A 26,819-nucleotide genomic window follows, 5' to 3' on the forward strand; every position below is an offset into this window, starting at 1 on the left:
GTCAGCTTTTTTTCATAATCGTAAATAACTTTTCTGTATAAGGGCTTAAAAACATTCCTGTTTCATCTAGTGACTTCCTCATTTTTAGAAACGCATGCAATTCTGGATATATATTTTGTAATTTTTCGTACGTTAACGTATGCATTTTCCCCCAATGTGGGCGCCCTTCATACTTTAGAAAAATTTTCTCCACTTCACCAAAATAAGCAGCATACGTCATACCTTTATACATATGAACAGCAATATACGCTGCATCTCTTCCGTACGCTGGACTGAGCCATATATCATCACCTTTCACATAACGGCATTCAATAGGGAAGTGCACCTTATACTTTTTCTTTTCAATAAGATTTGAAATCTCTTCTACAACAGTCCTCATATACTTTGAAGGAACACTGTACTCCATTTCATAAAATGGAACTGTACGTGATGTAGCGAACACTTCATAGCTTGCGCCAATTATTTTCGTGTTTGGTACAGCCTTAGCTGATAATCGGCTTACTCCTTTACTTATAGAAGGAAACCATTTACACCCTTTAGATAACAAAGAGAACATCCTATTTTCAAGTAGCTCCACCTTTAGTTTATGCCATTTCAAATCACTTTCTTTACTCATTGTTTCATTTGTAAATTTCACTTGCACTTCATCTGAATAAGGAAAAACGAAAAATTCAAAATGACGATTCTTCTTATATTCTTCTAGCTTGTTCATTACAGTAGTTAATGACTGTTTTTCGCTTTCATAAACGAGAGAATACGCTGGGATAACCTTCAATTTTATCTTTACAATGATACCTAGCATTCCAAGCGATAACTGAAATGCTTTCCAATATTCGGCGTTCTCGGTTTCTGAACAAACTATACTCTCACCTGTTGATAAAACTGCCGTGATCTCTATAACTTGTGTTGATAAACTCCCAAATGTAACACCCGTCCCATGAGTCCCCGTACTAATCGCTCCTGCAATAGATTGTGAATCAATATCCCCTAAATTTTCTTGCGCATAACCTTTTTCCTGAAGTAACTTCCCTAAATCATGTAACTTTGTTCCCGCCCACACTTCAACAGTCATCTTCTCTGCATCAATATTTGCAATGCCCTTCAATTCATCTAAAGAAACTAAAATTTCTTCCGTTTGCACAAGAGGTGTAAAAGAATGCCCTGAACCGACAACACGAATTTTCTTTCCTTTTTTTTGTGCAAGCTCCACAACTTCTACTACATCTTTTATACTTTTTGGATACATCGTATAATGCGGCGTTCCTTCTACATTCCCTGTCCAATTTCTCCATTTTTGTCCCTTTATAGAAAGCATTGTCCATCCCCCCGATATGTTGAATACTCTCCAACAATTTCCCCTTGTTTAATGCGATACAAAACAGGAAAACGCTCACATAACTCTCCAGCTTTACTATGACGAAACAAGATAGAATCTCCTATCGCTACTCGTTCCTCACCGTTATAAAAAATTGGTGTTTGCACTTCACCAGCACCTTCTAAAGCTAATAGTTTTGCACCACCCGGTCGCCAAACCTCAGGCTCTTTATCTTTACCAACTGCACCTGAGGCAATATATCCGCCACCTAGGCAAGTATAAATAAAAGGGGCCGGTTTGCGTACAACTGGTAAAGCAAATCCGGCAGCTGGCTGAAATTTCACTTCTTTATAATAGTCAAACAGTTTAGGAGAGTAAAAAGCGGATCCTACAGTAATCTCCGTAACTGAGTTATCTTGCTCAGTTGTTTTTATACTTCCTGTTCCTCCCCCATTTACAAATCTTAGTTCAATACCAAGGTTTTGTAGTTCTTTTACGATACGTCCTCTTCTTTCCTTAACCTCTAACACTGATTTCTTCTTTAAATACGAAACCACTTTACTTTTCATCCATTGATTCGGTATATGATCCCCCACCCCGGCAATTTGAGCTTCATATCCCATTACACCATCTAGTATTAAATATGATGAGCCCTTCACCTTTTCTACTATTTTCAAAGCGCTCTGCACATCTTTTACCGGGGATCTTTTTACACCAAAATGAAATTTCAAAAAACGACTACTCATATCAATATCCAAACAAACGCGAAAACACCCTTTAGACTTCTCAGCAATTTTTTCTAAATAAGTAATATGTTCTTCACAATCCACCATACAAGTTATAATGTGCCCTTGCTTTGTCAGCAAACTAATTTCATGTAAAGCTCTTTCATCATAAACAGGATATCCGAGCAATAAATCATTAAACCCTTGTTCAATTAAAAACAAAACCTCTCTAGGTGAAAAACACATAATCCCTTGAAATCGACCACTTGCAGCTAAAATCCGTTTCATAATTGGAACAGATCGTAACGATTTACTCGCTATACGGATCTTCTTATTTCCACTTAACTCTATAATCGATTGAATATTTCTATCTAAAGCCACTTCATCTAAAAATGCACACGGTAATGGAACTTCTTTAAAAATTCCTCTATCCACATTTTTCTCTCCTCTTCTATATATGTCTTATACATATTGGAAAGAAAGAATGATTTTCCTGTTTTCAAATAAAAAAAGTTTCTTCTTTACGAAGAAACTTTTTTAAGGCTACTCTACTTCATAGAAATAGTCGCCTCTACTGGATAATGATCCGAGTAATCATTATATGTATATTTTTTGAGCCATGACGTAACAGTCCATTGTGGCGATTTCGACTGTAACACCTTATTCTCTATATACGATGGATTAGCATGGTCCTTACTTGTAATAATATAATCTAAATACTCGGCAGGGCTATCGGGGAAGTTATATTTCGCAATACTGTTTGTCGTCGCATCCCAAGTTGCAGTATGTCCAGTATAAGATGGAATAGAAGCGTGCAATGTTTTGAACATGGATGCGTACTCTGAGTCACTATTGTTCTCAGCATTTATTTTATTCACATTCATATCACCACCAATTAACACATACTCGTTATTTGGTATATTTTTATTTTTAATAAACTCTTGAATTTCTTGTAGCTGTTTTGTACGTACAGATGCTGGCGAAGTTTGTCCACACATATTATCTTCAGCTTGTAAATGAGTCCCAATTACATGCACAAAACGATCATTTTTCTTAACTTTTGTGTATACAAATCCTTTATTTGATAAGTTATCTGGCCCGCAGCCTTTTTCGAATACATATTGAATCTTTTCAACAATTGGCCATTTACTCACAATCGCTACCCCTCCATCTTCAGGAGTCGAAGATGAATAGTTGCCTAACGTCTTATCCCACTCGCTTCCACTACTACGACCTAATACTGCCGTTTGATTTGGATATTCTTTCTTCAAATTTCCTAATAAGCGATTTGAAGCACTATTATCAAATACTTCATTTAATATAACAACATCTTGATTTTTCATATAATCCGCTGCCCCAATTAAATCCGTACGCTCATTTTGTCCCCAGTTTGGATATAAATTCGTTGATAACATATACACATTATGGGTCATTACTTTTAACGTATCATTTTGATTTGTAGACATTTCTGCTTGAGCTGAAGATCCACTATATAAAGCTCCTAAACCAATACCAAAGCTAAGTACACCTTTTAGCAATTTACCTTTCACGCTTCATACCTCCATGTACTGTGTAGTGATAAAAAGGCCAAATACTCTATTCTGAGATTTGACCTTTTTCAAATACTTAACGATTTCCGTACGTATCAAACCAAAGCTGGATGTACCCAGCAGTAACACGTTGTGCATCCATTAATCGCGTACCTGTCATTGGTGTAACTTCAGCGCGCCATTTATCTGCATATTCTTGTGATACAGCTGCTTTCACGAACCAATCTTTCGTATTATCATTTACAATGCCAGAGTAATCTTGTTTCGCAGCTACTGCCGCTCCATGAATCCAATCTTCTGGATTTGTACCTTTCCAGTTCCAATATCCATTTCCATCCGTTACTTTATAATTATCTTTTATCGTATCTACAAAGTTTTCATATTTAGAATGGAACCCTTGTGGATACGAAAGATTTGTAAAGTTTGCCGCATGCATCGGTTGATTTACATCCCCTAAGTAATGAAGAGATAATCCCAAATAGAAGAATGCTTGTTTCATATCTTTATTTTTGTATGACTCACCTGCTAATTTGAAATATTTAGCTCCAGTTTCCTTTGCCTGCTTTGCAAATGGAATATAAGTTTTTCCATTGTCTGGGTCATAGAAGTGTGAAGCAAATGTGCTATTATCATAATAAGGATTTTCATAGTCAGCAGCATAAATACCGTTCTCTAACTCCGTACGCCATTCATTTAATAGTGCAACTTGATCTTGTTTTACAAGTGTTGTATTACGAGACATAATATCCATTGCACGGTTTACAATCCATAAATGAGAGTTTACGCCTTCTTTATGCTTATCTTCAGCAGACCAGCGCGGAATAACTCCAACTCTCTGTCCTCCATCGTTTTCATGAGCAAATGCAACGCTTTGTAATGGCGCTACTAACGTAATAGCTGCTGCTAAAGCAAGAACTTTCTTTTTCATCTGAAATCCTCCATTTTATAATTGAATTATTGTTCATATTTTGTTAGGATCCTATGATGTCTTCCGGTTAACCTATGATTAGAATATCCCACCTTTCACAAAATTTCTATCAATAAATTAAAATATGCAAATGTTCATATCACTATAACTTTATACATAGTGAACGTAATGAATGAATACACTTACATTTTAATAAAGTATTGTTAAGCTACTGCAAATACTTGTCTAAATTAATGTAAAAAAAGAGTAAAGCGATTAACCGCTTTACTCTTTTTTTCTTTTCGATAATATACTTGGCAGTTGTACATTAACTGCCAATTTATGAATAAACCCAAACACTAATCCAATCCCGATAAATATGTATAAGATCGTAAATACCTTTCCAAAATCAGTTTGCGGACTAAAATTCCCATCACCGACAGTCGTCAACGTGACCACACTAAAATATAAAGCGTCAAGAGGACGTAATCCTTCAACTGTACTATAAAAAATCGTCCCCGATGTTAATGTCAAAATTGTTAATACGAATAACACTTGAAACTCTTTATCTTTCCATGCTCGTAAACAGGCTCTTAACATCCGTTTCAATGTCAACATAAATGAAAGCATTGGACTTCCCCTTCCAAACAAAAATACCTTTAGTTAAAGGAAAGTCTATCACTTTTCAGTATAGAAAAAAAGTAGCCCTTTTCTATTATATATTATTTAGGTGAAACAAGAATTTTCACTTGTTTTTTATCTTTTACAAGTGCTTCAAAGCCTTCTTCAACAACTTGGTCCACTGTAATTTTTTTCGTAATTAATTTCTCTGCTTGAATTTGGCCAGAGCTAATTAATTTAATAACAGCTGGGAATATATGACGATATCCAAGAATACCGATAACTTCTTTTTCTTTTAATACAAGGTTGTTCGGAGTAATTGTCGCATCTTTTTCCCACACACTAACAATTACAGTTTGGCCTTCAAAGCTTGTACTTTCAATTGCTTGACGAAGTACAACTTCAACACCTGTTACTTCAAAGCTAACATTTACACCTAAACCATTTGTTAAGTTGCGAATTTCTGCTAGTACATCTTGAGTTGCTGGATTTAATACGTAATCAGCACCTGCTAATTTAGCTAGCTCTTGACGTTCTTTAGAAAGTTCCACTGCGATAACAGGAGTTGCTCCTGCTGCTTTTGCTGCTTGGATTACAAGAAGCCCAATCGGACCACAACCAAATACAGCTACAGCTTCACCCTCTTTTAATTTACTTTGACGTACTGCATGAACTGCTACTGCTGCTGGTTCTACAAGCGCACCTTGTTCATACGTCATTTCATCTGGAATATGATGAACCATATCTTCTGGTACTACTGTATATTCAGAGAAACCACCGCCATCTCCACCAAGACCGTGGAAAACAAGTTGTTCACAAACATTGTAATGTCCATGTTTACAAGCTTCACATTTACCACAAGAATAAATTGGTTCTACAACAACGCGGTCTCCCACTTTATGAGATGTAACGCCTTCACCGATTTCTACTACCTCACCACTAAACTCATGACCTAAAATAACTGGTGCTTTTACGTGTGTTAATGGATGTTCTTCTGTTGGAATAAAAATAGGACCTGCTAAATATTCATGCAGGTCTGTCCCGCAGATACCACACCATTTAACTTTAATTTTCACTGCTCCTGGTCTTACAGTTGGTTCTGGTACTTCTTCTACTCGTACATCATGTTGATTATGCCAAAGTAATGCTTTCATTTTATACATCCCTCTCTATGTATATACTTAACCTGGTGAAGTTTACAAATCTATTATAATACTTTTATCCATATATTTCAAAAAACAATCTCATTTTCACTAATTTTCAACAAATAACGTTCAATATTTTGTCACTTTGTACTTTTTTCCACATCTGTTAATGCTAATTTCATTGCGGTTGAAATTAGCATTATGCCATAATAGCATAGGAGAGGTGAATATCGCTTGAAATATTTTATTTACTTTATTGTTATCGTAGCGTTTTTAGATACATTTTCACAATTACCTATTATGAGTACTTTCGCTCAAAGCCTTGGAGGAACCCCTCTTGTTATCGGGCTAGTTGTCGGTATGTACTCATTCGCTAATATGATCGGTAATATTATTGCTGGAGCTGCTGTTGATAAATTTGGTGCAAAAAAAATCCTTTATATAAGCATGGGAATTACTAGTTTCATAGTCTTGTTATACACCGTTGTTCAAAGTGGTGAACAACTATTAGTTGTGCGCTTTATGCACGGTTTTAGTGATGGATTTTTAATTCCTGCTGCCTTTACGTTTTTATCAAAACAAACAAATTCAGCAAGGCAAGGTAAGGCAATGGCTCTATCTGGTGCTGCTGTTGGAACTGCGGCAATTGTAGGACCTGCTTTTAGCGGCATTATGAAAGCAACAGCTGGTATAGAGTGGGTGTTCATTACCATTTCTATTTTAATGGTCCTTGGTACAATCGTATCTCTATTCTTCTTACCAAATAACGTATCGAGGAAAGATACATCAAGAACACAAATGATGAACAAAGAAGAGATGATTGAACTATTGAGATCTGAACCGTTATTACAAGCATATATTGGTGCTTTCACACTCATGTTTTCACAAGGGATTGTCACTTATATGTTACCAGTAAAAGTTGAGGCGTTAGCACTTAAAGCATCTACAACAGGCATGATGTTAAGTGTATTCGGAATTACCGCTATCCTCTTCTTCTTACTGCCAACAAATCGCATTTACGATCGATTTAATCGTTCAAAACTAATGCTAATCGGGATTGCAGTAATGGCACTAGCGTTATCTTTACTCGGATTATTTGCAACAAAAGGCATGCTCTTTATCGTTATGATGATTTATGGAATTGGATTCGCTATCCTCTTCCCAGCAATTAATGCTTTACTTGTTGAAAATACAACAGATAGCAACCGAGGGAAAGCATTCGGATTGTTTTATGCATTCTTCTCGTTAGGTGTTGTTGCTGGCTCCTTTACAGTCGGAGCAATCGGGGCATCACCTAGCGCTAGCTTTGTTATCGGAACTGCATTCTTATTAACATTTGCTGGAATGATTTATGTAAGAAGCAAAGTAAAAAAGACAATGATGGGTTAATTCCATCATTGTCTTTTTTTCGCCTAATATATATTACTTTCGCATATAACCAAGTAATACTGTAAATAAACTTATGTATAAAAGCAATACTACTTTCTTCCTTTGAAAAAGAACTTGAATAAATACTAACGATACTTCGACAATTTCCTCGGAAATATTTCCTTTCCCCACATAATTTGATACACTATACATGAATCAACTGTTGTATTACATGAGCTAAAATAATAACTTACTGTACAAATAAAAAAGCACATTCTTCATATAAAGAATGTGCTTTTTATTTACCCGATTGATGAGGGCTAATAATCAGTGGGAGATGGACACCCCCCACTGATTAAAGTTTCACTTTATTAACGTCTAATCCAAACAGCACCTGCAGACTTATCATCTGCTTGTCCAACAACTTGGAATTTAAGACCAAGGTTTGGAACTTTGCGTCCTGCGTCAGCAATTTGTTTGTTGCTGTATACTTTTGAATCATCAAATGTTGTAACACCTTGTAATCCAGAATAGTTAAACTGTCCGCGTGTTAATGAATTTACACTCCATGCTGGCGTTTGATCAAATGAAAATGCAGCATCTGCAATTTGCATTCCAGTATTACCGTACGCTGGTTTCCCATTCAAATTACCAACAAGCGCTTCTGGATGAGAGTCTACAACGCCAAGGAATCCTTCACCTGGATGCACCCCAACCCAGTTATCTTTGAAGCTATCATCTGCATACCAAACGACAAGACCTGTATTATACACCGGACCTCTTCCCGCTTTTAATCCATTATCTGACCCAGCATAGTTTCTCCACTCTAGATAATAATAATGGGGTTTCTTTTCTGTCCCATCAGAAACGACGAATCCATTTAACTTCATTTTAGACTGTCCTTCTGCATCATCTGAAAATACTACTTGCCCATCAACTGTTACATTTACATTATCCATTGCAAAACCTTTATATGTTAAAGCTGGATCTGTAATATAGTCGAATTGTAGTTTAACTTTCTTCCCTTTGAACTGACTTAAATCGTATGATTTATCAATCCATTTCCCATCTGTTGTATCTTTATCATCTTGTACTATCTTTTCTCCTAATCTATCAATCAATGTTTTCGTTCCATCTTCAGTTACAGCATGTACTTCGATGAAATCACACTCAGCTTCTAATTCATAATTCGCTTTATAATCAAACTTTACATTTGTTCCCTTCGTTAAATCCAAGAACGGTGTTTCTAATTTCGTATGAATATCATCGCCTCTTGTACTATAGTATGCCTGTTTTCCAAACCCAGGCTTAATCGTTTCAACACTCTTATCTGGTAAATTGACACGTACTACACCTGGACGATTTGATTTTGTAACACTTTGATCAATATATGTAGGAATTCCTGCACCAAGCTTAATTTTATCGTAATCTACTTCTAAAATTTTTGCCCAGTTGCCGCCCATATTCTTTTGTAAGAAATCTTTATTTTGTGGTGAAAAACTAGTCGGCTCTGTTCCTGCAATTTTCCCAGTCCAGCTACCTCCACTCATTAACGACCAAGCTTCAACAGGAGATCCATTTCCAGTATATTTCGTATCATATTCATCTGGTAAACCAAGGTCATGCCCAAATTCATGTGCAAACACACCTACTGCACCGTCTTCTGGTTCAATTGTGTAATCATGCGCTGCTACTTTTCCACCAAAGTAATCTACCTTTGATTTTGTACCTTCAATCGCTACTGGATCTGTAGCTAATTTTGAACGATGTGACCAAATTGCATCATCGCCTAATTTACCGCCACCAGCTTCTTGACCAACACCAGCATGGATTACCATTAAATGATCAATTACACCGTCAGATTCATTTTGATTACCGTCACCATTTGTATCATATCTATCGAATTGATCAAATTGAGATAAATCTAATCCCTTTTCAGCTGCCGCATTTAAAGCTTCCTTCACTAAATCACGTGCTCCTTTTGGTCCTTTATTATCGTGACCACTACTACCATCAGCACCGTAGTCAGACGCTTTTCCTGGAACAGTTAGCCATTCCGTTACATATCCATCTGTCGTATAACTACCACCAGACTGCTCTTCATAATATTGTTTAAATGTTTTTACTTTCGAACCATCGAATAACGCGTATGGTTCCTTACCGAATAACATCTTTTGATAATGTTCTCTACTAAAGTCTTTCGAATACATATAACCTGGTATTTGTTCAATATTATTATGTTTATAATCACTAAATTCAACGAGTAACACTAACACTTTATCATTGCGAACAGGTCCACTATATGGAGCTTGTTTCGCCTTAGAAGTCGGAACTTTCCCATCTAATTGCTTTTTATTTGGCTCTGGCTTTTGATCAGGGCTAACATTTTTTTCAGCTTTCTTTACTTTTTCCTTTTCTTCCATCTTCTTCTCTTTTATCTTTTTCACGAAATCAGATGCTTCTTGGGCAGCATCATCTGGAAGAATTTCTTTATTTGCCTGATCCCCTTGTTTCTTTTCAATATATTGCTCTACAGCCTTTTTTGTCTCTTCTTTAGACGATGCTGGATTAATTGTTCCTCTTTCTTTCAGCGCTTCCGCTAAACGATCTTCTTGAATTAAATTATGATCAATCGGTGTTGTAGACACACTTTCTTTTGCGGGCGTTTCTGCGTATGCTAACGGAGCACTCATTACAGCTGAGCATCCGATGAGTGTCGCGATCGTTAATGATGACAACACTTTAAATGGAGCTTTTTTTCTCATTTTAATCATCCCCTTGTATCAATCTTAAACTTCAGATAAAAATATGTAATCTATCCTCCCTTGTATAATAAAAGACATGATTCTATAAGCAATAAGCTTTCTGTTATAGAATCATGCCCTCCAGTTTTCTGGTCAGACCCTCTATCTTTTTATGTCGAAATTTGAAAAATAAAGAGTGATTTGTTATATATTAAATAGCTTATATTAAAAATTTAAAAGACAATATGCACAATTGCATGAAAATTCTTTCAAACAAAAAAAAGAACCCAAGTTAATTAAACTTGGGTTCTCCATTTCGTATTATTTCTCTTGTGTTTTTTCCCAATCAGCTAAGAATTTCTCAATTCCTTGATCTGTTAATGGGTGCTTCACTAATGAAGCGATTACGTTTGCTGGGATTGTTGCAATATGTGAACCGTTTAATGCTGCTTCTGTTACGTGAACACTGTGACGTACAGATGCTGCAATGATTTCTGTTTCAATGCCGTGAATTGCAAAGATTTCTGCGATTTGGCGAATTAAGTCCATACCGTTATGACCGATATCATCTAGGCGACCTAAGAACGGTGAAACGTATGTCGCACCAGCGCGAGCTGCAAGTAATGCTTGCACTGCTGAGAATACTAATGTAACGTTTGTACGAATTCCTAAATCTGAGAATGCTTTTACTGCTTTTAAGCCTTCTGTTGTCATTGGAACTTTTACAACAACGTTTGGAGCGATTTTTGCTAACTCTTTTCCTTCTTCAATCATTTTATCAGCTTCTAAGCTAATTACTTCTGCGCTTACAGGTCCTTCAATAAAGCTGCAAATTTCACGAATACGCTCATGGAAATCTACGCCTTCTTTTGCTACAAGTGATGGATTTGTCGTTACTCCAGCTACTACACCTAATGCATTTGCCTCTTTAATTTCGTTAATGTTTGCTGTATCAATAAAAAATTTCATTTGTTATTCTTCCTTCCTAATTTTCATTTTATATTTATTTTTTCTTAATAAGCTCTAATTCAATCGGAATAAATTTGTCCACTTTTTTACCTTGTGTTATTTCTTTCGCTGTTTCCATCGCCTTCTCTCCAATTAATTCCGGTTTTTGAGCGACTGTTGCTGCCATGCGTCCATCTTTAACCGCTTTTACAGCATCATCCGTTGCATCAAATCCAACAACGACTACATCCGTTTTACCAGCAGATTTCAACGCCTCAAGTGCGCCTAATGCCATTTCATCGTTATGAGCAAACACTGCTTTTATATCGCTATTTGCTTGCAAAATATTTTCCATAACGGATAACCCTTTTGCACGATCGAAATCAGCTGCTTGTTTTGCTACTACTTTTAAAGACTTATCAGCTACGTTATGGAATCCTTTCCCACGCTCACGAGCAGCAGACGATCCAGGGATTCCTTCTAACTCAGCGACATTTGTTCCTTCACCAACTAATTCCCGAATGTAATCACTAGCCATTTGACCACCTTCGACATTGTTAGAAGCAATGTGAGAAACAACTTTACCTGAATTCGCAACTCGGTCTACTGTAATAACAGGAACATTGGCTGCATTAGCTGCACTTACCGCTGAAGCAACGGCATCTGAGTCAGTTGGATTAATAACAACTACATCGACACCTTTTTGAATTAAATCTTCAACATCGTTTGTTTGCTTCGCTGCATCATTTTGTGCATCAACAGCAATTAATTCAATGCCGCTATCTTTTGCTTTCTTTTCTGCACCTTTTTTCAACGTGACGAAAAATGGATTATTTAAAGTTGAAACAGAAAATCCAACTTTAATAGTTTTATTTCGACCTTTATCGCCAGAATCCTTTGCCCAATCTGGTGGTTCCATTGAACAACCAGCAGTAACTACCATGATGCATGCAACGAGTATCAGTAACCATTTTTTCATGAATTGCCCCTCCATTACGCTTCTTTTCGACGATCAATTAGTACAGCTAGTAAGATTACAAGTCCTTTTACAACTTGTTGGAAGAAAGAAGATACACCTAATAAATTTAAACCGTTATTTAGTACACCAATAATAAGCACACCGATGAATGTACCAACAATCCATCCTCTTCCACCTGAAAGACTCGTTCCTCCTAACACAACTGCAGCAATTGCATCTAATTCGTAAGAAGTACCAGCAGTCGGCTGTGCAGAATCTAATCTTGATGTTAAGACAATACCTGCAAGCGCTGCCAAAGTTCCGGAAAGACCGTAAATCATTACTTTAATTCTCGTAACATTAATACCTGATAAAGCTGCCGCTTCTTCATTTCCACCAATCGCAAACGTACGGCGACCAAACGTTGTTTTCTTTAAAATAAAGTACAGTACTGCAAAAGCGATCATCATTGTAACGGCTGGCACAGGAATACCAAGGAAATAACCACGGCCAAACATTTGGAACATTAAATGATCACCAAGACCAGTGATCGGACGTCCGTCCATATAAACAAGCGTCAACCCGCGAAAAATAGTCATTGTTGCTAAAGTCGCAATAAAAGGAGCTACTTTTCCCTTCGCAATAATGATACCGTTTACAATCCCCATTGCAAGACCTGCTAATAATCCAACTGCCATTGCAAGGAACGGATCCATACCACTTGCCATCATTCCGGCAACAAGTGCACTTGATAATGCTAAAATAGAACCTACCGATAAGTCAATACCCCCTGTTAAAATAACGAAGGTCATTCCAAATGCAATGAGTGCATTAATCGATACTTGGCGCAGTATATTAAATAAATTTGGAATTTCAATAAATGCTGGATTTAAAGCTGTAATTACTACGATAATTAATACTAACCCAATTAAAGAACCAAGTTGTTGTAATACATTCCCCTTCTTAGCCATATCTTACTCTCCCCCTGTTGCTAGTGCCATAATAGACTCTTGCGATGCCTGTTCTTTCTCTAAAATACCACCGATTTCACCTTCATGAATGACGAGCACACGATCACTCATTCCTAAAACTTCTGGAAGCTCAGACGATACCATAATAACGGCATCTCCTTGTTCGGTAAGTTTATTCATAATAGAGTAAATTTCTTTTTTAGCTCCAACGTCTACACCTCTTGTTGGCTCATCTAAAATGAGTAACTGTGGATGAATACCTAGCCATTTTGCAATTACAATCTTTTGCTGATTTCCACCAGAAAGAGATTTTACCGCTTGCTCTCCGTTTGCTGCTTTCACATTAAGAAGCTTCATCATATCCTCTGTAAATTGACGTTCTAAACCTTTATTAACAACGCTTCCCTTTGAAAGATTTTCTAAATTTGGTAAAGCTAAATTTTCACGAATCGAAAAATCTAACACAAGCCCTTCAGATTTTCTATCCTCTGTAATAAAGGCAATTCGTTGTCTAATCGCATCAATTGGACTATCAATTTTCACTTCTTGTCCATTCATAAAAATTTGTCCTGAATCAAGCGGTTCATATCCAAATATCGCTTTCATAATATCCGTGCGACCAGCTCCCATCAAGCCGGCAACACCAAGGATTTCACCTTTTCTAACTTGAAACGAAACCTTTTCAAATTTTCCCTTTTTCGTTCCGTTACGCATTTCAAAAATCACTTCGCCAATTTGACTATTTCGTTCTGGATAACGTTCACCAATACTGCGGCCCACCATCATGCTAACTACTTCATCAAATGACGTTTCTGGAATTAATCTCTTCCCTACATATTCTCCATCACGCAAAATCGTAATGGCATCACATATTGAAAAAATTTCTTCCATCCGGTGTGAAATATAAACGAACGAAACGCCCTCTTTACGCAATTTATTAATAACAATAAACAGCGTTTCAATTTCGCGATCTGTTAATGCTGCTGTAGGTTCATCCATAATGATAACGCTCGCATTTGTCATTAATGCTTTAGCAATTTCAATAATTTGCTGTTGTCCAACTGATAATTCACCTGCTAGCATAGCGCCTCTCACATGTAGACCAAGATCTGCCAATTGATGCTGGGCAATCGCATTCATTTGACGCGTACGTAAAATGCCCGTTTTCCCATACATTAACTCTTTTCCAAGAAACATATTTTCAGCTACCGTTAAATTCGGTAATATGTTCAACTCTTGATGGATAAATGCAATACCGTACTCTTCCGCTTCTTTCGCATTTTTAAAAGTTCGTTCTTGTCCATCAATTGTGACTGTTCCACTGTCTTTTTTATATACACCTGTTAGAATCTTCATGAGCGTCGATTTCCCCGCTCCATTTTCCCCCATCAATGCATGGACTTCTCCTGTTTCAATCATAAACTGTGCGTTTTTTAGAACAGGATTACCACTGAACGCTTTTGAAATGTTCTTCATTTCAATATGCATTCTCATCACATCCCTTTATTAAAAAATCACGCCTGCATGTAAAATAACATTCGCATAAGGCGTTGCTTCTCCGGTACGAATAATCGCCTTCGCTCTCTTTGTATACTCTTTAAATTCCTCATGAGACACATATTCAAATGCTGGCTCTATTAATCGCATCTCAACTTCTTTATTTACCTCTGCATTATTCATAATAACTTCTTCTGCTAACGTCACTTTCTCAATTGCCATATCATCAGCAACTACTTGTACTACGTCTAAAAAGCTAGGCTTTCCGATTTCAACTGCTAAATCAATTCGTTTTACTCCATCAGGAATAGGTAACCCGCAATCAGCAATTACAATCGTATCTGTATGTCCAAGTGAAGCAAGGACTGCCGCAATTTCACTATTTAATACACCGTGCTTTTTCATCCAACAATCACCTGCACTTCACGTACTCTATCTCTCGTTGGCATACCGCCCTGTGCTCCAAGTTTCGTTACAGAAAGACCACCAGCAATATTTGCGAAACGAATAGCCTTTTGAAGTGTTTCTCCTTCAGAAAGTGCAACTGCTAACGCGCCATTAAATGTATCACCTGCTCCAGTCGTATCTACTACATCTACGGCAATACTTGGAACTTGAACAACTTCCGTTCCGTTATGGAAACGAACACCATTAGACCCTTCTGTCATCAATAGCTTATTTGGATATTTCGCAAGTAACTCTTCAATTGGTGATGTGAAATCATTTAATACGATGCGACATTCATGTTCATTCGGTGTAATATAAGTCGCTTTTTCTAAAATATCTTCTGATAAGATTTGTGCTGGAGCTGGATTCAACATAACTGGAATTTTATGCTCCTCACAAATAGACAGAACGTATTTTACTGTTTCAAGCGGAATCTCTAGTTGAAGAACAACCATATCTGCTTTTACAAGAAGGTCTTTTGAACGATCTACAATGGACTCATTTACAAGAGCATTTGCTCCTTGTACGACAACAATGCTGTTATCCTCTTCTGCTAAAACGATATGAGCGATTCCTGTCGTTCTATCTGTAACCGGTACCACATAGTCGATAAAAACGCGTTCGTTCTCTAAATTTTTTCTAACTACTGTTCCGTAATCATCATTTCCTACTGCACCAACCATCGCTACATTTGCTCCTAATCTAGCTGCAGCAACTGCTTGGTTGGCCCCTTTTCCTCCTGGAATCGTATGAAATGCTTCACCAATTACCGTTTCTCCTGCTTTCGGCCGTATTTTTGAAACAGCCACTAAGTCCATTGAAATACTACCCACTACTGCAATATTTGGCATCTGTCTCATCTCCTTACTTCGTTGTATTTCGTTCTATAATTTCAATCGGTAAACGATAGTGTTTCTCTTCTAATGGATTTCCTTCCATCTGCTCTAACAACAATTCTGTTGCAATTTTCCCCATTTCATAAATTGGCTGTGCAACAGTTGTAATAGATGGATACATCATTTCTGTTAAAGAAATTCCATCGAATCCGATAATTTGTAAATCGTCTGGAATAGAAATCCCCTTTTGAAGTGCAGCCTTTACGACGCCGATTGCAATTAAATCATTCCCAGCAACAATTCCATCAATATGCGGATATTCTTCCAATAATTCCACCGCGACCTGTTCACTATTAGCTGGATCGAATGTACTCTCTGCAATCATATAAGAAAGATTATTTTGCGTAATAACGTCTACAAAACCTTCAAAACGTTCATTTGCTGTGCTCACATCACGTGGTCCGCGAATATGTGCAATATGTTTACACCCTTTGTCTATTAATAACTTTGTCGCCGCCTGACTCCCTGCATAGTTATCTGCATATACAGTAGGAATGCGCTCATTAAACATACGGTCAATCGCAACAACTGGAATAGACAAATTCATGTAATTAACACTATTTTGTGGATTCGTTGCCACAATAAACCCATCCACATTATTTTGTCTAAGCACATCAATGTATTGTTTCTCTTTTTCTAAATTTTCATCAGAGTTACAAAGGACAACTGTGTAACCTTGCTTATGTGCTACATCTTCTACGGCACGTGCAACTTCTGGAAAGAATGGATTCACGATATTTGGAACAACTAAGCCAATTAAACGAGATTTTTTATTATATAAAGATCGTGCTACTGTACTAGGCTTATAATCTAGCATTTCAATTGCTCGCTCTACTTTTTTTAATGTATCCTCATGAACATATCCATTTTTATTTAACACTCTGGAAACGGTCGCAACAGATACCCCTGCTAATTTTGCAACGTCTTTAATCGTACTCATTCTCTTTTCTCCTCATTTCATGTAACCGTTTACAGAAAATAATATAACGCATTTATAAAAATACGTCAATCATTTCTCACTAAAAAGCTTTTAAGGTTATACTCAAAAAAAGCACCGCCATAAGGCGATGCTTTTTCATTATGAATATGATACAGTTTTTTCTTCCTCTTCTACAGCAGGCTCTTCAGCAACTTTTTTACGATCAGATAGTTTAATCTTCTGTAAGAAAATCGTGAAGATGGCACCTACTACGATAAATACCAATCCTGTTAAGAATACAGTATGAAGTGAATCCACTAAAGAACTTTTTAAAATTGGTACGATGCTATTAGAAAATGCTTCTGGCATTTGTTTTAATGCCTCAGGACTAAATAGCATAGAATATAAACTTTGTGGATCTGTATGAATCATATCTTTTAATTTTGTTACCATTTCTCCCGCTTCTTTTGGGAATGTGTCTAATACAGGTACTAATTTATTTGTTAACGTTGTACCTGAAGTGTTATTCATAATTGATCCTAAAATTGTAATCCCAAACGTTCCACCGATTTGACGGAAGAATTGACTTGATGATGTTACAACACCAAGATCTTTTTTCGGGAAGCTTTCTTGTAATGCTAATGTTAATATCGGCATAACAAGACCCATTCCTAAACCGATAACCATCATATAAGAAGTAGCGGTAAGCTTAGTTGTGTGCATATCCATCGTTGTTAATAACCAGAAACCACTAGCCATAATAAGCATCCCTGTAATAATTTGTAGTTTCACACCAACTTTTAATACAAGTTGACCACCGATAATACTCATAACGATCATTGTGATCATCATCGGTGTCATAATCGTTCCTGATTCAGCAGCACTTACGCCTACAATTCCTTGCATAAAGAACGGTACGAACATAATTGCTCCAAACATTCCGATACTCATAAAGAAACCGATCGCATTCAGTAGTGTAAATGTGCGGTTTTTAAAGAAGTGCATCGGTAAAATTGGTTCTTCAGCCTTCGTTTCAACAATAACAAAGCTAACAATACCAATGGCAGCTAGTGCAAATAACCCGATAATTTGCCAAGAACCCCATGCATAATCTTTTCCACCAAACGTTAACGCAAGTAATAAACTTACAACACCGAGAATCATCGTAAAGATTCCAGCGATATCAATTTTAATTGGTCCTGTTTGTTTATGTGCTTTTAATCCCATTGCAATAAAGATTGTCGCTAAAATACCAACTGGTAAGTTAATATAGAATACCCATCTCCAGTCCACTGCGTCTACAATCCAACCACCAACTTGTGGTCCAATTACAGAGGCAAGACCATATAGAGCTCCAAAAATACCTTGCCATTTAGCACGTTCTTTTCCCGTGAACATATCTCCGATAATAATCATAGCCATTGGCATCATAATACCGCCACCAAGACCTTGAATACCACGGAAAATAATTAATTCTGTCATACCGTTTGCCATACCACATAACGCTGAACCAGCCATAAAGATAATTAATCCTGCTATATATACGTTACGACGCCCAAGTAAATCCGCTAATTTACCTGCAATCGGTACAACCGTTGTTGATGTTAACATATAAGCTGTTGTTAACCATGTCATTAAACTTAATCCACCTAGTTCACCGACGATACGCGGCATTGCTGTGCCAACGATTGTTCCGTCCAATGCAGCAAATAGCATCGCGATTACTAAACCGATTAACAACAACTTTCTATTCTGATTTTCTTGTTGCTCCATGTAATCTCCTCAATTCCTCTTAGTTTTTCTCTTTTTTCTCTTGTGTCCCGCAAATAATTGTTTCTAGCTTTTCAAAGAGGCGTAACAAATCTTCCCTCTCTTGTAATTCTAAGTGTGAGAAGTATTTTGCAATATGCTCATTACGAGCCGCCATCGCTTCTTCTACTGTAGCTTTCCCCTTTTTCGTTAGCTCAATGATAACAACGCGGCGATCATTATCGTCGTGATAGCGCTCTACTAATCCATGATCAATTAAACGATCAATCATTACTGTAATCGCGCTCGGTTTCACGTACATTTTCTCCGCCAATTGTGTCGCTCTTGAAGCTCCGTAATGATCTAAAATCTTTAAAATATAAAACTGCGGTGGTGTAAGTCCTGATGCTTGCATTTGTTCTAATAGCTCTGTTTGCATTTTCTTTCCTATAGCGAATGTAAGAGCTTGAATCTTATCAATATGAGTCATATCATTTGGCATGTTATCCACCTCTTATTTAAGCAATAAAATATTTAACGTATTTAAATATTAATCCCACAAACAAAATACGTCAACAACTTTCTTTATAAAAACGTTTACATTTCTGTCACAAAGTTGTATAATTTTCGTCGAAGTTAATATTGACAGTCACGGAGAATCGGAGTATACGGCTATGAATCATAAAAAAGGGAACTTTTTTATATTTCATAGCCTTTTTGTGTTCTCTCTGTCTTAAAACGCTTCGAATTAATTAGGGGAGGATTTTCATTTTATGTTTTTCACACAATTATTTAAACCTGCGCCCCACGCAGAACGCTTACCTACTGATCGCACTGATAGCGAATACCGTAAATTGCGTTTACAAGTATTCTTAGGTATCTTCATCGGTTATGCAGGTTACTACTTTGTTCGAAAAAACTTTTCACTCGCAATGCCATATTTAATCGAACAAGGCTTTAGTAAAGGGGAACTTGGGGTTATCCTTTCAGCAGTATCTATCGCTTACGGATTAAGTAAATTTCTTATGGGTATCGTATCCGATCGTTGTAATCCTCGCTACTTTTTAGCAGCTGGGCTATTTTTATCCGGTATCATTAATATTATTTTCGGCTCATTTTCTTTCATTACAACGAGCATTATACTTATGTTTGTACTTCAGTTTTTAAATGGATGGGTACAAGGTATGGGATGGCCTCCTTGTGGCCGTACGATGGTTCACTGGTTCTCCGTTAGTGAACGTGGTACAAAAATGTCTATTTGGAACGTCGCTCATAATGTCGGCGGCGCGCTTATGCCTTCTCTCGTTACATTAGGCTTATATTTCTTTGCAAATGACTGGAAAAGTATATTTTACTTCCCAGGTATTCTTTCAATTTTAGTGGGTATTTATGTATTAATTACGATGAGAGATACACCTCAATCTTGCGGATTACCTTCTATTGAAGAACACACTGGGGAATATCCATCAGATGAAAAAGTAGCGGACCGTGAACGCGAGCTTTCGGTAAAGGAAATTTTATTTACATACATATTAAACAATAAGTTTTTATGGTACATCGCTATCGCTAACGTTTTTGTTTATTTCGTTCGTTACGGCGTTGTAGACTGGGCTCCTACTTATTTAGTAGAAGAAAAAAGCTTTACTCATAGTAGCTCACGTACAGCTTATGCTCTATACGAATGGGCTGGTATTCCAGGTACACTTCTTTGCGGATGGATGAGTGATAAACTATTTAAAGGGCGCCGCGCACCTGCTGGTATTTTATTTATGGTCGGTGTATTCATTGCCGTTCTTGTTTACTGGCTAAATCCTGCTGGTCACCCAATCATTGATAGTATCGCACTTGTTTCCATTGGATTTTTAATTTATGGACCTGTTATGTTAATCGGTCTACACGCGCTAGACTTAGCACCAAAAAAAGCTGCTGGAACTGCCGCTGGTTTAACTGGGTTCTTCGGTTACCTAGGTGGAGCTACTTTTGCTAGCGCAGCCATGGGCTTTATTGTAGATGGATTCGGATGGGACGGCGGATTCATTTTGCTCCTTGCTTCTTGTGTGCTTGCAATGTTCTTCCTTGCTCTTACTTTAAATACAGGATCTGCAAAACAAAAACAAGCTTAAACACTAATATTATACTTACAAAAAAAAGAGAGACAGTTCTTTCCAGAACACCTCTCTTTTTTCTACATATAGTACTTTTTTATTACAAATAATTTATCAATCCAATCCATAATTGTTAGCGTTTTAAAAAGGTTTTTATCCTTATATTACTGCGTCTCATCTCTATATAAAAAGATTTTTGAATATTTACTCTTGTCAAACATTGTCATTTTATATTAAAATAGCAACAACATACTAAATATTTAGTTTTTTCAGAAAAGATGGAGGGATAGCCATGAAGAATCCACTTCTTCGCATTGAAAACTTACAGACTTCCTTTCGTATACAAGATCAATATCATGCAGCAGTTGATAACATTTCGTTAACTGTCCATGAAAATGAAATTGTCGCGATAGTTGGTGAATCAGGTTGCGGAAAAAGTGCACTTGCCCTTTCCATTATGCGACTGCATAATGAAGCAAATACAAAATTACAAGGGCAACTTTACTATAGGGATAAGGATTTACTTACTATGTCGACCGCAGAAATGAATAAAGTACGCGGATCAAACATCGGTATGATTTTCCAGGAACCTCTTACAGCACTCGATCCTCTTATGACAGTTGGAAAACAAATCGAAGAAAACTTAGACTACCACACAAACCTTTCGAAAGCAGAAAAGAAAGAACGCACCTTAGAACTACTCCATCAAGTTGGTATTCCAAAACCAGAACTTACATATAAACAATACCCTCACGAATTATCTGGCGGAATGAGACAAAGAATTGTTATCGCTATTGCGATTGCTTGTAACCCAGCACTCATTATTGCGGATGAGCCAACAACGGCTCTTGACGTAACCATCCAAGCACAAATTTTAGACTTACTAAAATCTATTCAAGAACAAACGAAAATGGGCATCATTTTAATTACACATGATTTAAGCGTTGTTGCCGAAACAGCTGATCGTATTGTCGTTATGTATGCAGGACAAGTTGTAGAAACAGGAACAGTAGAAGAGATTTTTAATAACCCGCTTCACCCATATACTCGTTCTCTATTAAACTCAATTCCATCTGCATATGCTGAAAAAGAAAAATTGCATGTAATTCAAGGCGTGGTTCCTTCGTTAGCGAAGCTTCCTCGCACTGGATGCCGATTCCAAGCCCGAATCCCGTGGATTAGACCAGATCAGCATGAGGAAAATCCTGTTTTACATGAAGTAAAACCAGACCATTGGGTACGTTGTACTTGCTATAAGCACTTCAACTTCCAACATAAGAAAGGAGATGACGTAACTCATGGCACTGCTTAAAGTAGAAGATTTAAAAGTACACTTTCCAATTAAAGGTGGTTTCTTCGGACGTACATTAGATTACGTACGAGCAGTTGATGGCGTAAGTTTTGAATTGCAGCCTGGTGAAACGTATGGAATCGTTGGTGAGTCAGGTAGCGGTAAATCAACAACGGGTAAAGCAATTATGCACTTAACGAAAGCTACAGGCGGTAGCATTCATTTTAATAATAGGGATTTAACGAAATTAAGTCGCTCTGAGTTAAGAGAACAACGAAAAGATATCCAAATGATTTTCCAAGATCCGTATTCATCATTAAATCCCAAAAAACGTGTTATCGATATTATTGCCGAACCACTTCGGAATTTTGAAAAGCTCTCACCCGATGAAGAGCGTCGAGCAGTTCAAGAATACCTTGATAAAGTTGGGTTAAATCCAGAGTCTATTTATAAATATCCACATGAATTTTCCGGTGGACAAAGACAGCGGATTGGTATTGCACGCGCTCTTACATTAAAACCAAAGCTTATTATCGCGGATGAACCAGTATCTGCACTTGACGTGTCGGTACAAGCGCAAGTTTTAAACTTCTTACAAGATTTACAATCTGAACTTGGATTGACGTACCTATTCATAAGTCACGATTTAGGAGTAATTCGCCATATGTGTGACCGCATCGGTGTAATGTATCGCGGGCGCATTGTCGAAGAAGCGACTAGTACAGAAATTTATAATAATCCACAACATATTTATACGAAACGCTTAATATCAGCTATTCCTGATATTCGTCCTGAAAACCGAGAACAGCAACGTAAATTACGTCAGCAAGTGAGTTCTGAGTACGAGAAATCATACGAAAAGTATTTCAATGAAAACGGTCGTGCTTACGATTTAAAACCAATCTCGCCAACTCACCGGGTGGCATTACCATAAGGGAGTGATAAAACATGTGGAAGTTTATACTACGGAGATTCTTAGTGATGATTCCGCAATTATTCGTATTAAGTATCCTTGTCTTTCTACTAGCTAAAGCAATGCCAGGCGATGCCTTAACCGGTAGAGCAATGAATAACCCAAAAGCGGATCCAAAAGTCATTGAAGAACAACGTGAAAAGCTAGGATTAAATGACCCGGTTACAACACAATATGTACGCTGGATTAAAAATGCCGTCCAAGGTGACTTCGGTATTTCCTATGCACATAAAATGAAAGTAACCGACTTAATTGGTGAGCGACTTGGAAATACAGTATCTTTAGCACTTGTTATTCTTATTCTTACTTACTTAATTGCCATTCCACTGGGAGTTATAAGTGGGCGTTGGAATGACACCTGGGCTGATCGACTCATTACCATTTACAACTATCTAGGTTTTGCTACACCGCTATTTATATTTGCACTAATTATGCTCTTCCTTTTCGGATTTAAGTTTGCTCTGTTTCCGACTGGCGGTAGCGTAGATCCTCAAGTTGCAACAGGTACATTTGCTTACTATTTAAGCAAATTCAATCACATGCTATTACCAGCTTTATCCGGCGCATTAATTGCGACAGTTGGTACTGTTCAATATTTACGAAGCGAAATTATCGATACGAAACATAAAGATTTTGTACGTACAGTAAGAGCAAAGGGTGTTCCAGAATCAAAAGTCTATTCTAGACATATTTTACGAAATTCATTCTTACCAATTGCAGCTTTCTTAGGTTATGAAATTACAGGATTAGTTGGTGGTGCCATCTTCTTGGAAAGTATCTTTAGTTATCCAGGGATTGGACAACTATTTATACAATCTATCTCTCAACGCGATTTTAGTGTAATAACTGCACTCGTTATGTTTACTGGATTTGCAACGTTACTTGGAACTCTCCTTTCAGATATTATTCTAAGCATCGTTGATCCACGTATTCGTATTGATTAAAGAAAGGAGGGTTTTTAATGTTAGCAAACCCTGAAAAACAAACTGAAGTTATTCATTACGAAAAAAGTCCTTCTGGGTTCACTATTATGTGGCGAGAACTTCGTAAAGATAAATTAGCAATGTTTTCACTTTTTTTCCTAGCAATCTTATTATTAGCAGTCTACGCAACATCTTTTATTATGAAACAAGAAGAGATTGTACGAGTTGATTTATTCGCTATTTATGCTCCTCCCTCTGCTGAACATTGGTTAGGAACAGATTACGGAGGACGCGACATTTTCGGCCAACTTATCATTGGTACACGTAACTCATTTACAATTGGATTAGCTATTACTATTCTTTCTTGTTTGATTGGTCTTTCAATTGGATTAATTGCCGGTTATTTTGGAGGAACTATTGATAATATCATTATGCGCGTTATCGATTTTGTCATAGTTTTACCATTTTTAATGCTTGTAATTGTTTTTATTACACTTGTTCCTACATTCAATATTTTTACTTTCATTTTAATTATGACCGTTTTCTTATGGACAGGAAAGGCAAGATTAATTCGCTCAAAAGTATTAACTGAAAAAGAACTCGATTATGTCTCTGCATCAAAAACATTAGGAACACCAAACTGGAAAATCATTCTTTTTCAAGTACTACCTAACTTAAGCTCAATTATCATTGTCAGTGTTACATTAAATCTTGCTGGAAACATCGGTATTGAATCTGGTCTAACTTTCTTAGGATTCGGTCTACCAGAAAGTACACCAAGCCTTGGTACACTTGTTAGTTATGCTAGAAACCCAGATGTATTACAAGAGAAATGGTGGATTTGGTTACCCGCGTCAATCATGATTTTAACATTGATGCTGTGTATAAATTTTATTGGTCAAGCGCTACGCCGCTCGGCTGATGCAAGACAGAGAAAAGGATAAGGGGTGGAGAAAATGACGAATAAACCAAAATTTTTCAAAGTATTAAGTACACTTGCAGTTTCAACATTACTACTTTCAGCATGTGGGGGCAGTGGTGGTAGTGAAAAAACTAGCAGCACAAAAAAAGTAGATACAAATAAATTTAGTACAACTGTTAAAAATGACAAAAAAGAAATTAAAGATGGTTCATTAACATATGGTCTTGTTTCTAACACACCATTTGAAGGCCTTTTAAACTTCGCTGTATATGAGGGAGAACCTGATAATCAAGTCCTTACAATTTTCGATGAATCTTTATTATCAAATGATAAAAACTGGGAATATACTAATGATGGAGCTGCTACATATGAACTTTCTGAAGATAAAAAGACAATTACATTAAAAATTAAAGATAATGTGAAATGGCATGATAGGAACCCTGTTACTGCTGAGGATTTAGAATATTCTTACCTGGTGATTGGTAGCAAACTATATGCTGGTTCTCGCTATGACTCTCAAATGCAAATGATTGAAGGTATGGAAGATTATCATAATGGAAAATCCGAAAAAATTTCAGGTATAAAGGTAACGGATCCAAAAACAATTTCTATTACATTTAAAGAACCTAATCCTTCAGTGAAAACTGGACTTTGGACATACCCTCTTCATAAGAAATACTTAGGAGATGTACCAATCGATAAATTAGCAGAATCTGATAAAATCCGTAAAAATCCAATTGGCTTTGGGCCTTTTAAAGTGAAGAAAATTACGCCAGGAGAATCCGTTGAATTTGAACGTTTTGATGACTATTATGGTGGAAAGCCAAAACTGAAAAGCATGGTTTTAAAAGTTGTCAATCCTTCCGTTGTTAACGCGTCCTTAAAAAACGGCGATATTGACATTGCTGAAGTAAGTGCAGATCAATATCCAAATGTAAGTAAATTAAAAAATGCACAATTAGTCGGAAAAACCGATCTATACTATAGTTATATCGGCTTTAAATTAGGCCATATGGATAAAGAAAAAGAAGAAGTAGTCATGGATAAGGATAAATTTAAAGATGTTCGTGTACGTCAAGCAATGGCTTATGCTATTGATCGAAAAGAAATTGGTGAAAAATTATATCATGGCCTACGTTATCCGGCTAACTCACCAATCCCACCATCTCTACCAAAATATCATAACAATAAAGTTGGTTCTTATGATAAAGATATAGAGAAAGCTAAAAAATTATTAGATGAAGCTGGCTATAAAGATACGAACGGGGATGGATTCCGTGAAGATCCGAATGGTAAAGAATTTAAAGCTAATTTCTTATCAATGAGTGGTAGCGATGTAAGTGAACCACTCGCAAAATTCTTTATTCAATCTTGGAAAGACATCGGCCTAAAAGTAGAGCTTCTTGATGGTCGCTTACATGAATTTAACTCATTCTACGATATGATTAAAAAGGATGATCCAAAAGTTGATATTTTCTCTGGGGCTTGGGGAACTGCCTCTGATCCAGATCCTTCTGGTATTTGGGCTAAAAATGCACCGTTCAATTACACACGTTGGTCTAATGACAAAAATAATGAATTATTAAAACAGGGTATTTCTCCAGCAGCTGCTGATGAAAAGTACCGTAAAGACGTATACGATAAATGGCAAAAACTAATTCATGATGAAGTACCATTAATTCCACTTCATTATAAATTCGACTTAAGAGGTGTAAACAATCGCGTAAAAGATTATAAATTCACACCAGAAGATCAATATAAGTGGGGTAACGTTAGCGTAACAAGCGATAAAGCAGAAACAGAAAAATAAAATAAAAATAGCTCCTAGCCTATACTTTCTTTCGC

Annotated in this window: 23 protein-coding genes; 7 read left to right on the forward strand and 16 right to left on the reverse strand. The window is 36.8% G+C overall.

Features of this window, described 5'->3' with window-relative positions:
- Window position 1: 1 nt before the first annotated feature.
- From ACE38F_RS24485 to bdhA, 6 genes are all read right to left on the reverse strand, one after another.
- Window positions 2–1,315 (reverse strand): D-arabinono-1,4-lactone oxidase, encoded by a 1,314-nt coding sequence (locus ACE38F_RS24485; RefSeq protein ID WP_375370819.1) that lies wholly within the window; start codon window positions 1,313–1,315, stop codon window positions 2–4.
- Window positions 1,303–2,475 carry an amino acid deaminase/aldolase gene (locus ACE38F_RS24490; RefSeq protein ID WP_215555251.1) on the reverse strand — a complete coding sequence of 391 codons (1,173 nt, stop codon included), beginning with the start codon at window positions 2,473–2,475 and terminating at the stop codon, window positions 1,303–1,305. Before ACE38F_RS24490 ends, ACE38F_RS24485 begins: the two co-directional genes overlap by 13 nt.
- Before the next feature lie 113 nt (window positions 2,476–2,588).
- Entirely contained in the window at window positions 2,589–3,590 is a 1,002-nt protein-coding gene (gene sph, locus ACE38F_RS24495) for a sphingomyelinase C (RefSeq protein ID WP_375370818.1), read from the reverse strand.
- Between the two features lie 76 nt (window positions 3,591–3,666).
- Window positions 3,667–4,518, reverse strand: coding sequence for a phospholipase CerA (gene cerA, locus ACE38F_RS24500; RefSeq protein WP_193656167.1), 852 nt, complete (start codon window positions 4,516–4,518; stop codon window positions 3,667–3,669).
- Between the two features lie 264 nt (window positions 4,519–4,782).
- A complete protein-coding gene (locus tag ACE38F_RS24505) occupies window positions 4,783–5,127 on the reverse strand; it encodes a potassium channel family protein (RefSeq protein ID WP_002114144.1) in 345 nt (114 codons plus the stop codon).
- A 92-nt stretch (window positions 5,128–5,219) separates the two neighbouring features.
- A complete protein-coding gene (gene bdhA, locus ACE38F_RS24510) occupies window positions 5,220–6,272 on the reverse strand; it encodes a (R,R)-butanediol dehydrogenase (protein WP_002114142.1) in 1,053 nt (350 codons plus the stop codon).
- Between the two features lie 225 nt (window positions 6,273–6,497).
- Between bdhA and ACE38F_RS24515 the strand changes: the two genes are divergently transcribed.
- On the forward strand, window positions 6,498–7,652 hold the full coding sequence (locus ACE38F_RS24515) for an MFS transporter (RefSeq protein ID WP_215555248.1): 1,155 nt from the start codon (window positions 6,498–6,500) through the stop codon (window positions 7,650–7,652).
- Between the two features lie 350 nt (window positions 7,653–8,002).
- Here the strand turns inward: ACE38F_RS24515 and inhA2 are convergent, their stop codons facing one another.
- The 10 genes from inhA2 to ACE38F_RS24565 form a co-directional block, all read right to left on the reverse strand.
- Window positions 8,003–10,396 (reverse strand): M6 family metalloprotease immune inhibitor InhA2, encoded by a 2,394-nt coding sequence (gene inhA2, locus ACE38F_RS24520; protein WP_375370817.1) that lies wholly within the window; start codon window positions 10,394–10,396, stop codon window positions 8,003–8,005.
- Window positions 10,397–10,696: 300 nt separating this feature from the next.
- A complete protein-coding gene (fsa, locus tag ACE38F_RS24525) occupies window positions 10,697–11,344 on the reverse strand; it encodes a fructose-6-phosphate aldolase (protein ID WP_000667669.1) in 648 nt (215 codons plus the stop codon).
- A 34-nt stretch (window positions 11,345–11,378) separates the two neighbouring features.
- Entirely contained in the window at window positions 11,379–12,302 is a 924-nt protein-coding gene (rbsB, locus tag ACE38F_RS24530) for a ribose ABC transporter substrate-binding protein RbsB (protein WP_002204435.1), read from the reverse strand.
- A gap of 14 nt (window positions 12,303–12,316) precedes the next feature.
- Window positions 12,317–13,252: an ABC transporter permease subunit gene (locus ACE38F_RS24535; protein ID WP_341307683.1), complete on the reverse strand. Its 936-nt coding sequence runs from the start codon at window positions 13,250–13,252 to the stop codon at window positions 12,317–12,319.
- A gap of 3 nt (window positions 13,253–13,255) precedes the next feature.
- Entirely contained in the window at window positions 13,256–14,740 is a 1,485-nt protein-coding gene (gene rbsA / locus ACE38F_RS24540) for a ribose ABC transporter ATP-binding protein RbsA (protein ID WP_375370816.1), read from the reverse strand.
- Window positions 14,741–14,758: 18 nt separating this feature from the next.
- Entirely contained in the window at window positions 14,759–15,154 is a 396-nt protein-coding gene (gene rbsD, locus ACE38F_RS24545) for a D-ribose pyranase (RefSeq protein WP_215555243.1), read from the reverse strand.
- Window positions 15,151–16,047 carry a ribokinase gene (gene rbsK, locus ACE38F_RS24550; RefSeq protein WP_375370815.1) on the reverse strand — a complete coding sequence of 299 codons (897 nt, stop codon included), beginning with the start codon at window positions 16,045–16,047 and terminating at the stop codon, window positions 15,151–15,153. Before rbsK ends, rbsD begins: the two co-directional genes overlap by 4 nt.
- Before the next feature lie 13 nt (window positions 16,048–16,060).
- Complete coding sequence (gene rbsR / locus ACE38F_RS24555) at window positions 16,061–17,032, reverse strand: ribose operon transcriptional repressor RbsR (RefSeq protein ID WP_113937912.1); 972 nt, start codon at window positions 17,030–17,032, stop codon at window positions 16,061–16,063.
- A gap of 138 nt (window positions 17,033–17,170) precedes the next feature.
- Window positions 17,171–18,784 carry an MDR family MFS transporter gene (locus ACE38F_RS24560; protein ID WP_375370814.1) on the reverse strand — a complete coding sequence of 538 codons (1,614 nt, stop codon included), beginning with the start codon at window positions 18,782–18,784 and terminating at the stop codon, window positions 17,171–17,173.
- A 19-nt stretch (window positions 18,785–18,803) separates the two neighbouring features.
- Window positions 18,804–19,262, reverse strand: a complete 459-nt coding sequence (locus ACE38F_RS24565) for a MarR family winged helix-turn-helix transcriptional regulator (RefSeq protein WP_002114114.1) — start codon at window positions 19,260–19,262, stop codon at window positions 18,804–18,806.
- 271 nt (window positions 19,263–19,533) lie between these two features.
- Here ACE38F_RS24565 and glpT point away from each other — a divergent pair, with 271 nt between their 5' ends.
- The 6 genes from glpT to opp4A all read left to right on the forward strand — a co-directional run bounded on the left by glpT (window position 19,534) and on the right by opp4A (window position 26,784).
- The gene (gene glpT / locus ACE38F_RS24570; RefSeq protein ID WP_204208758.1) at window positions 19,534–20,883 is read left to right on the forward strand and encodes a glycerol-3-phosphate transporter; all 1,350 of its coding nucleotides are present in this window, start codon (window positions 19,534–19,536) and stop codon (window positions 20,881–20,883) included.
- Window positions 20,884–21,157: 274 nt separating this feature from the next.
- Window positions 21,158–22,177: an ABC transporter ATP-binding protein gene (locus ACE38F_RS24575; protein ID WP_375370813.1), complete on the forward strand. Its 1,020-nt coding sequence runs from the start codon at window positions 21,158–21,160 to the stop codon at window positions 22,175–22,177.
- A complete protein-coding gene (locus tag ACE38F_RS24580) occupies window positions 22,164–23,090 on the forward strand; it encodes an ABC transporter ATP-binding protein (RefSeq protein WP_088077495.1) in 927 nt (308 codons plus the stop codon). Before ACE38F_RS24575 ends, ACE38F_RS24580 begins: the two co-directional genes overlap by 14 nt.
- A 14-nt stretch (window positions 23,091–23,104) precedes the next feature.
- Window positions 23,105–24,073 (forward strand): oligopeptide ABC transporter permease, encoded by a 969-nt coding sequence (gene opp4B, locus ACE38F_RS24585; RefSeq protein ID WP_012260312.1) that lies wholly within the window; start codon window positions 23,105–23,107, stop codon window positions 24,071–24,073.
- Window positions 24,074–24,090: 17 nt separating this feature from the next.
- A complete protein-coding gene (locus tag ACE38F_RS24590) occupies window positions 24,091–24,996 on the forward strand; it encodes an ABC transporter permease (protein WP_088077493.1) in 906 nt (301 codons plus the stop codon).
- A 12-nt stretch (window positions 24,997–25,008) separates the two neighbouring features.
- The gene (gene opp4A / locus ACE38F_RS24595; protein ID WP_375370812.1) at window positions 25,009–26,784 is read left to right on the forward strand and encodes an oligopeptide ABC transporter substrate-binding protein; all 1,776 of its coding nucleotides are present in this window, start codon (window positions 25,009–25,011) and stop codon (window positions 26,782–26,784) included.
- Window positions 26,785–26,819: the final 35 nt, after the last annotated feature.

The sequence above is a fragment of the Bacillus altaicus genome, assembly GCF_042136375.2.
GTDB classification, from domain to species: Bacteria; Bacillota; Bacilli; order Bacillales; family Bacillaceae_G; genus Bacillus_A; species Bacillus_A cereus_U.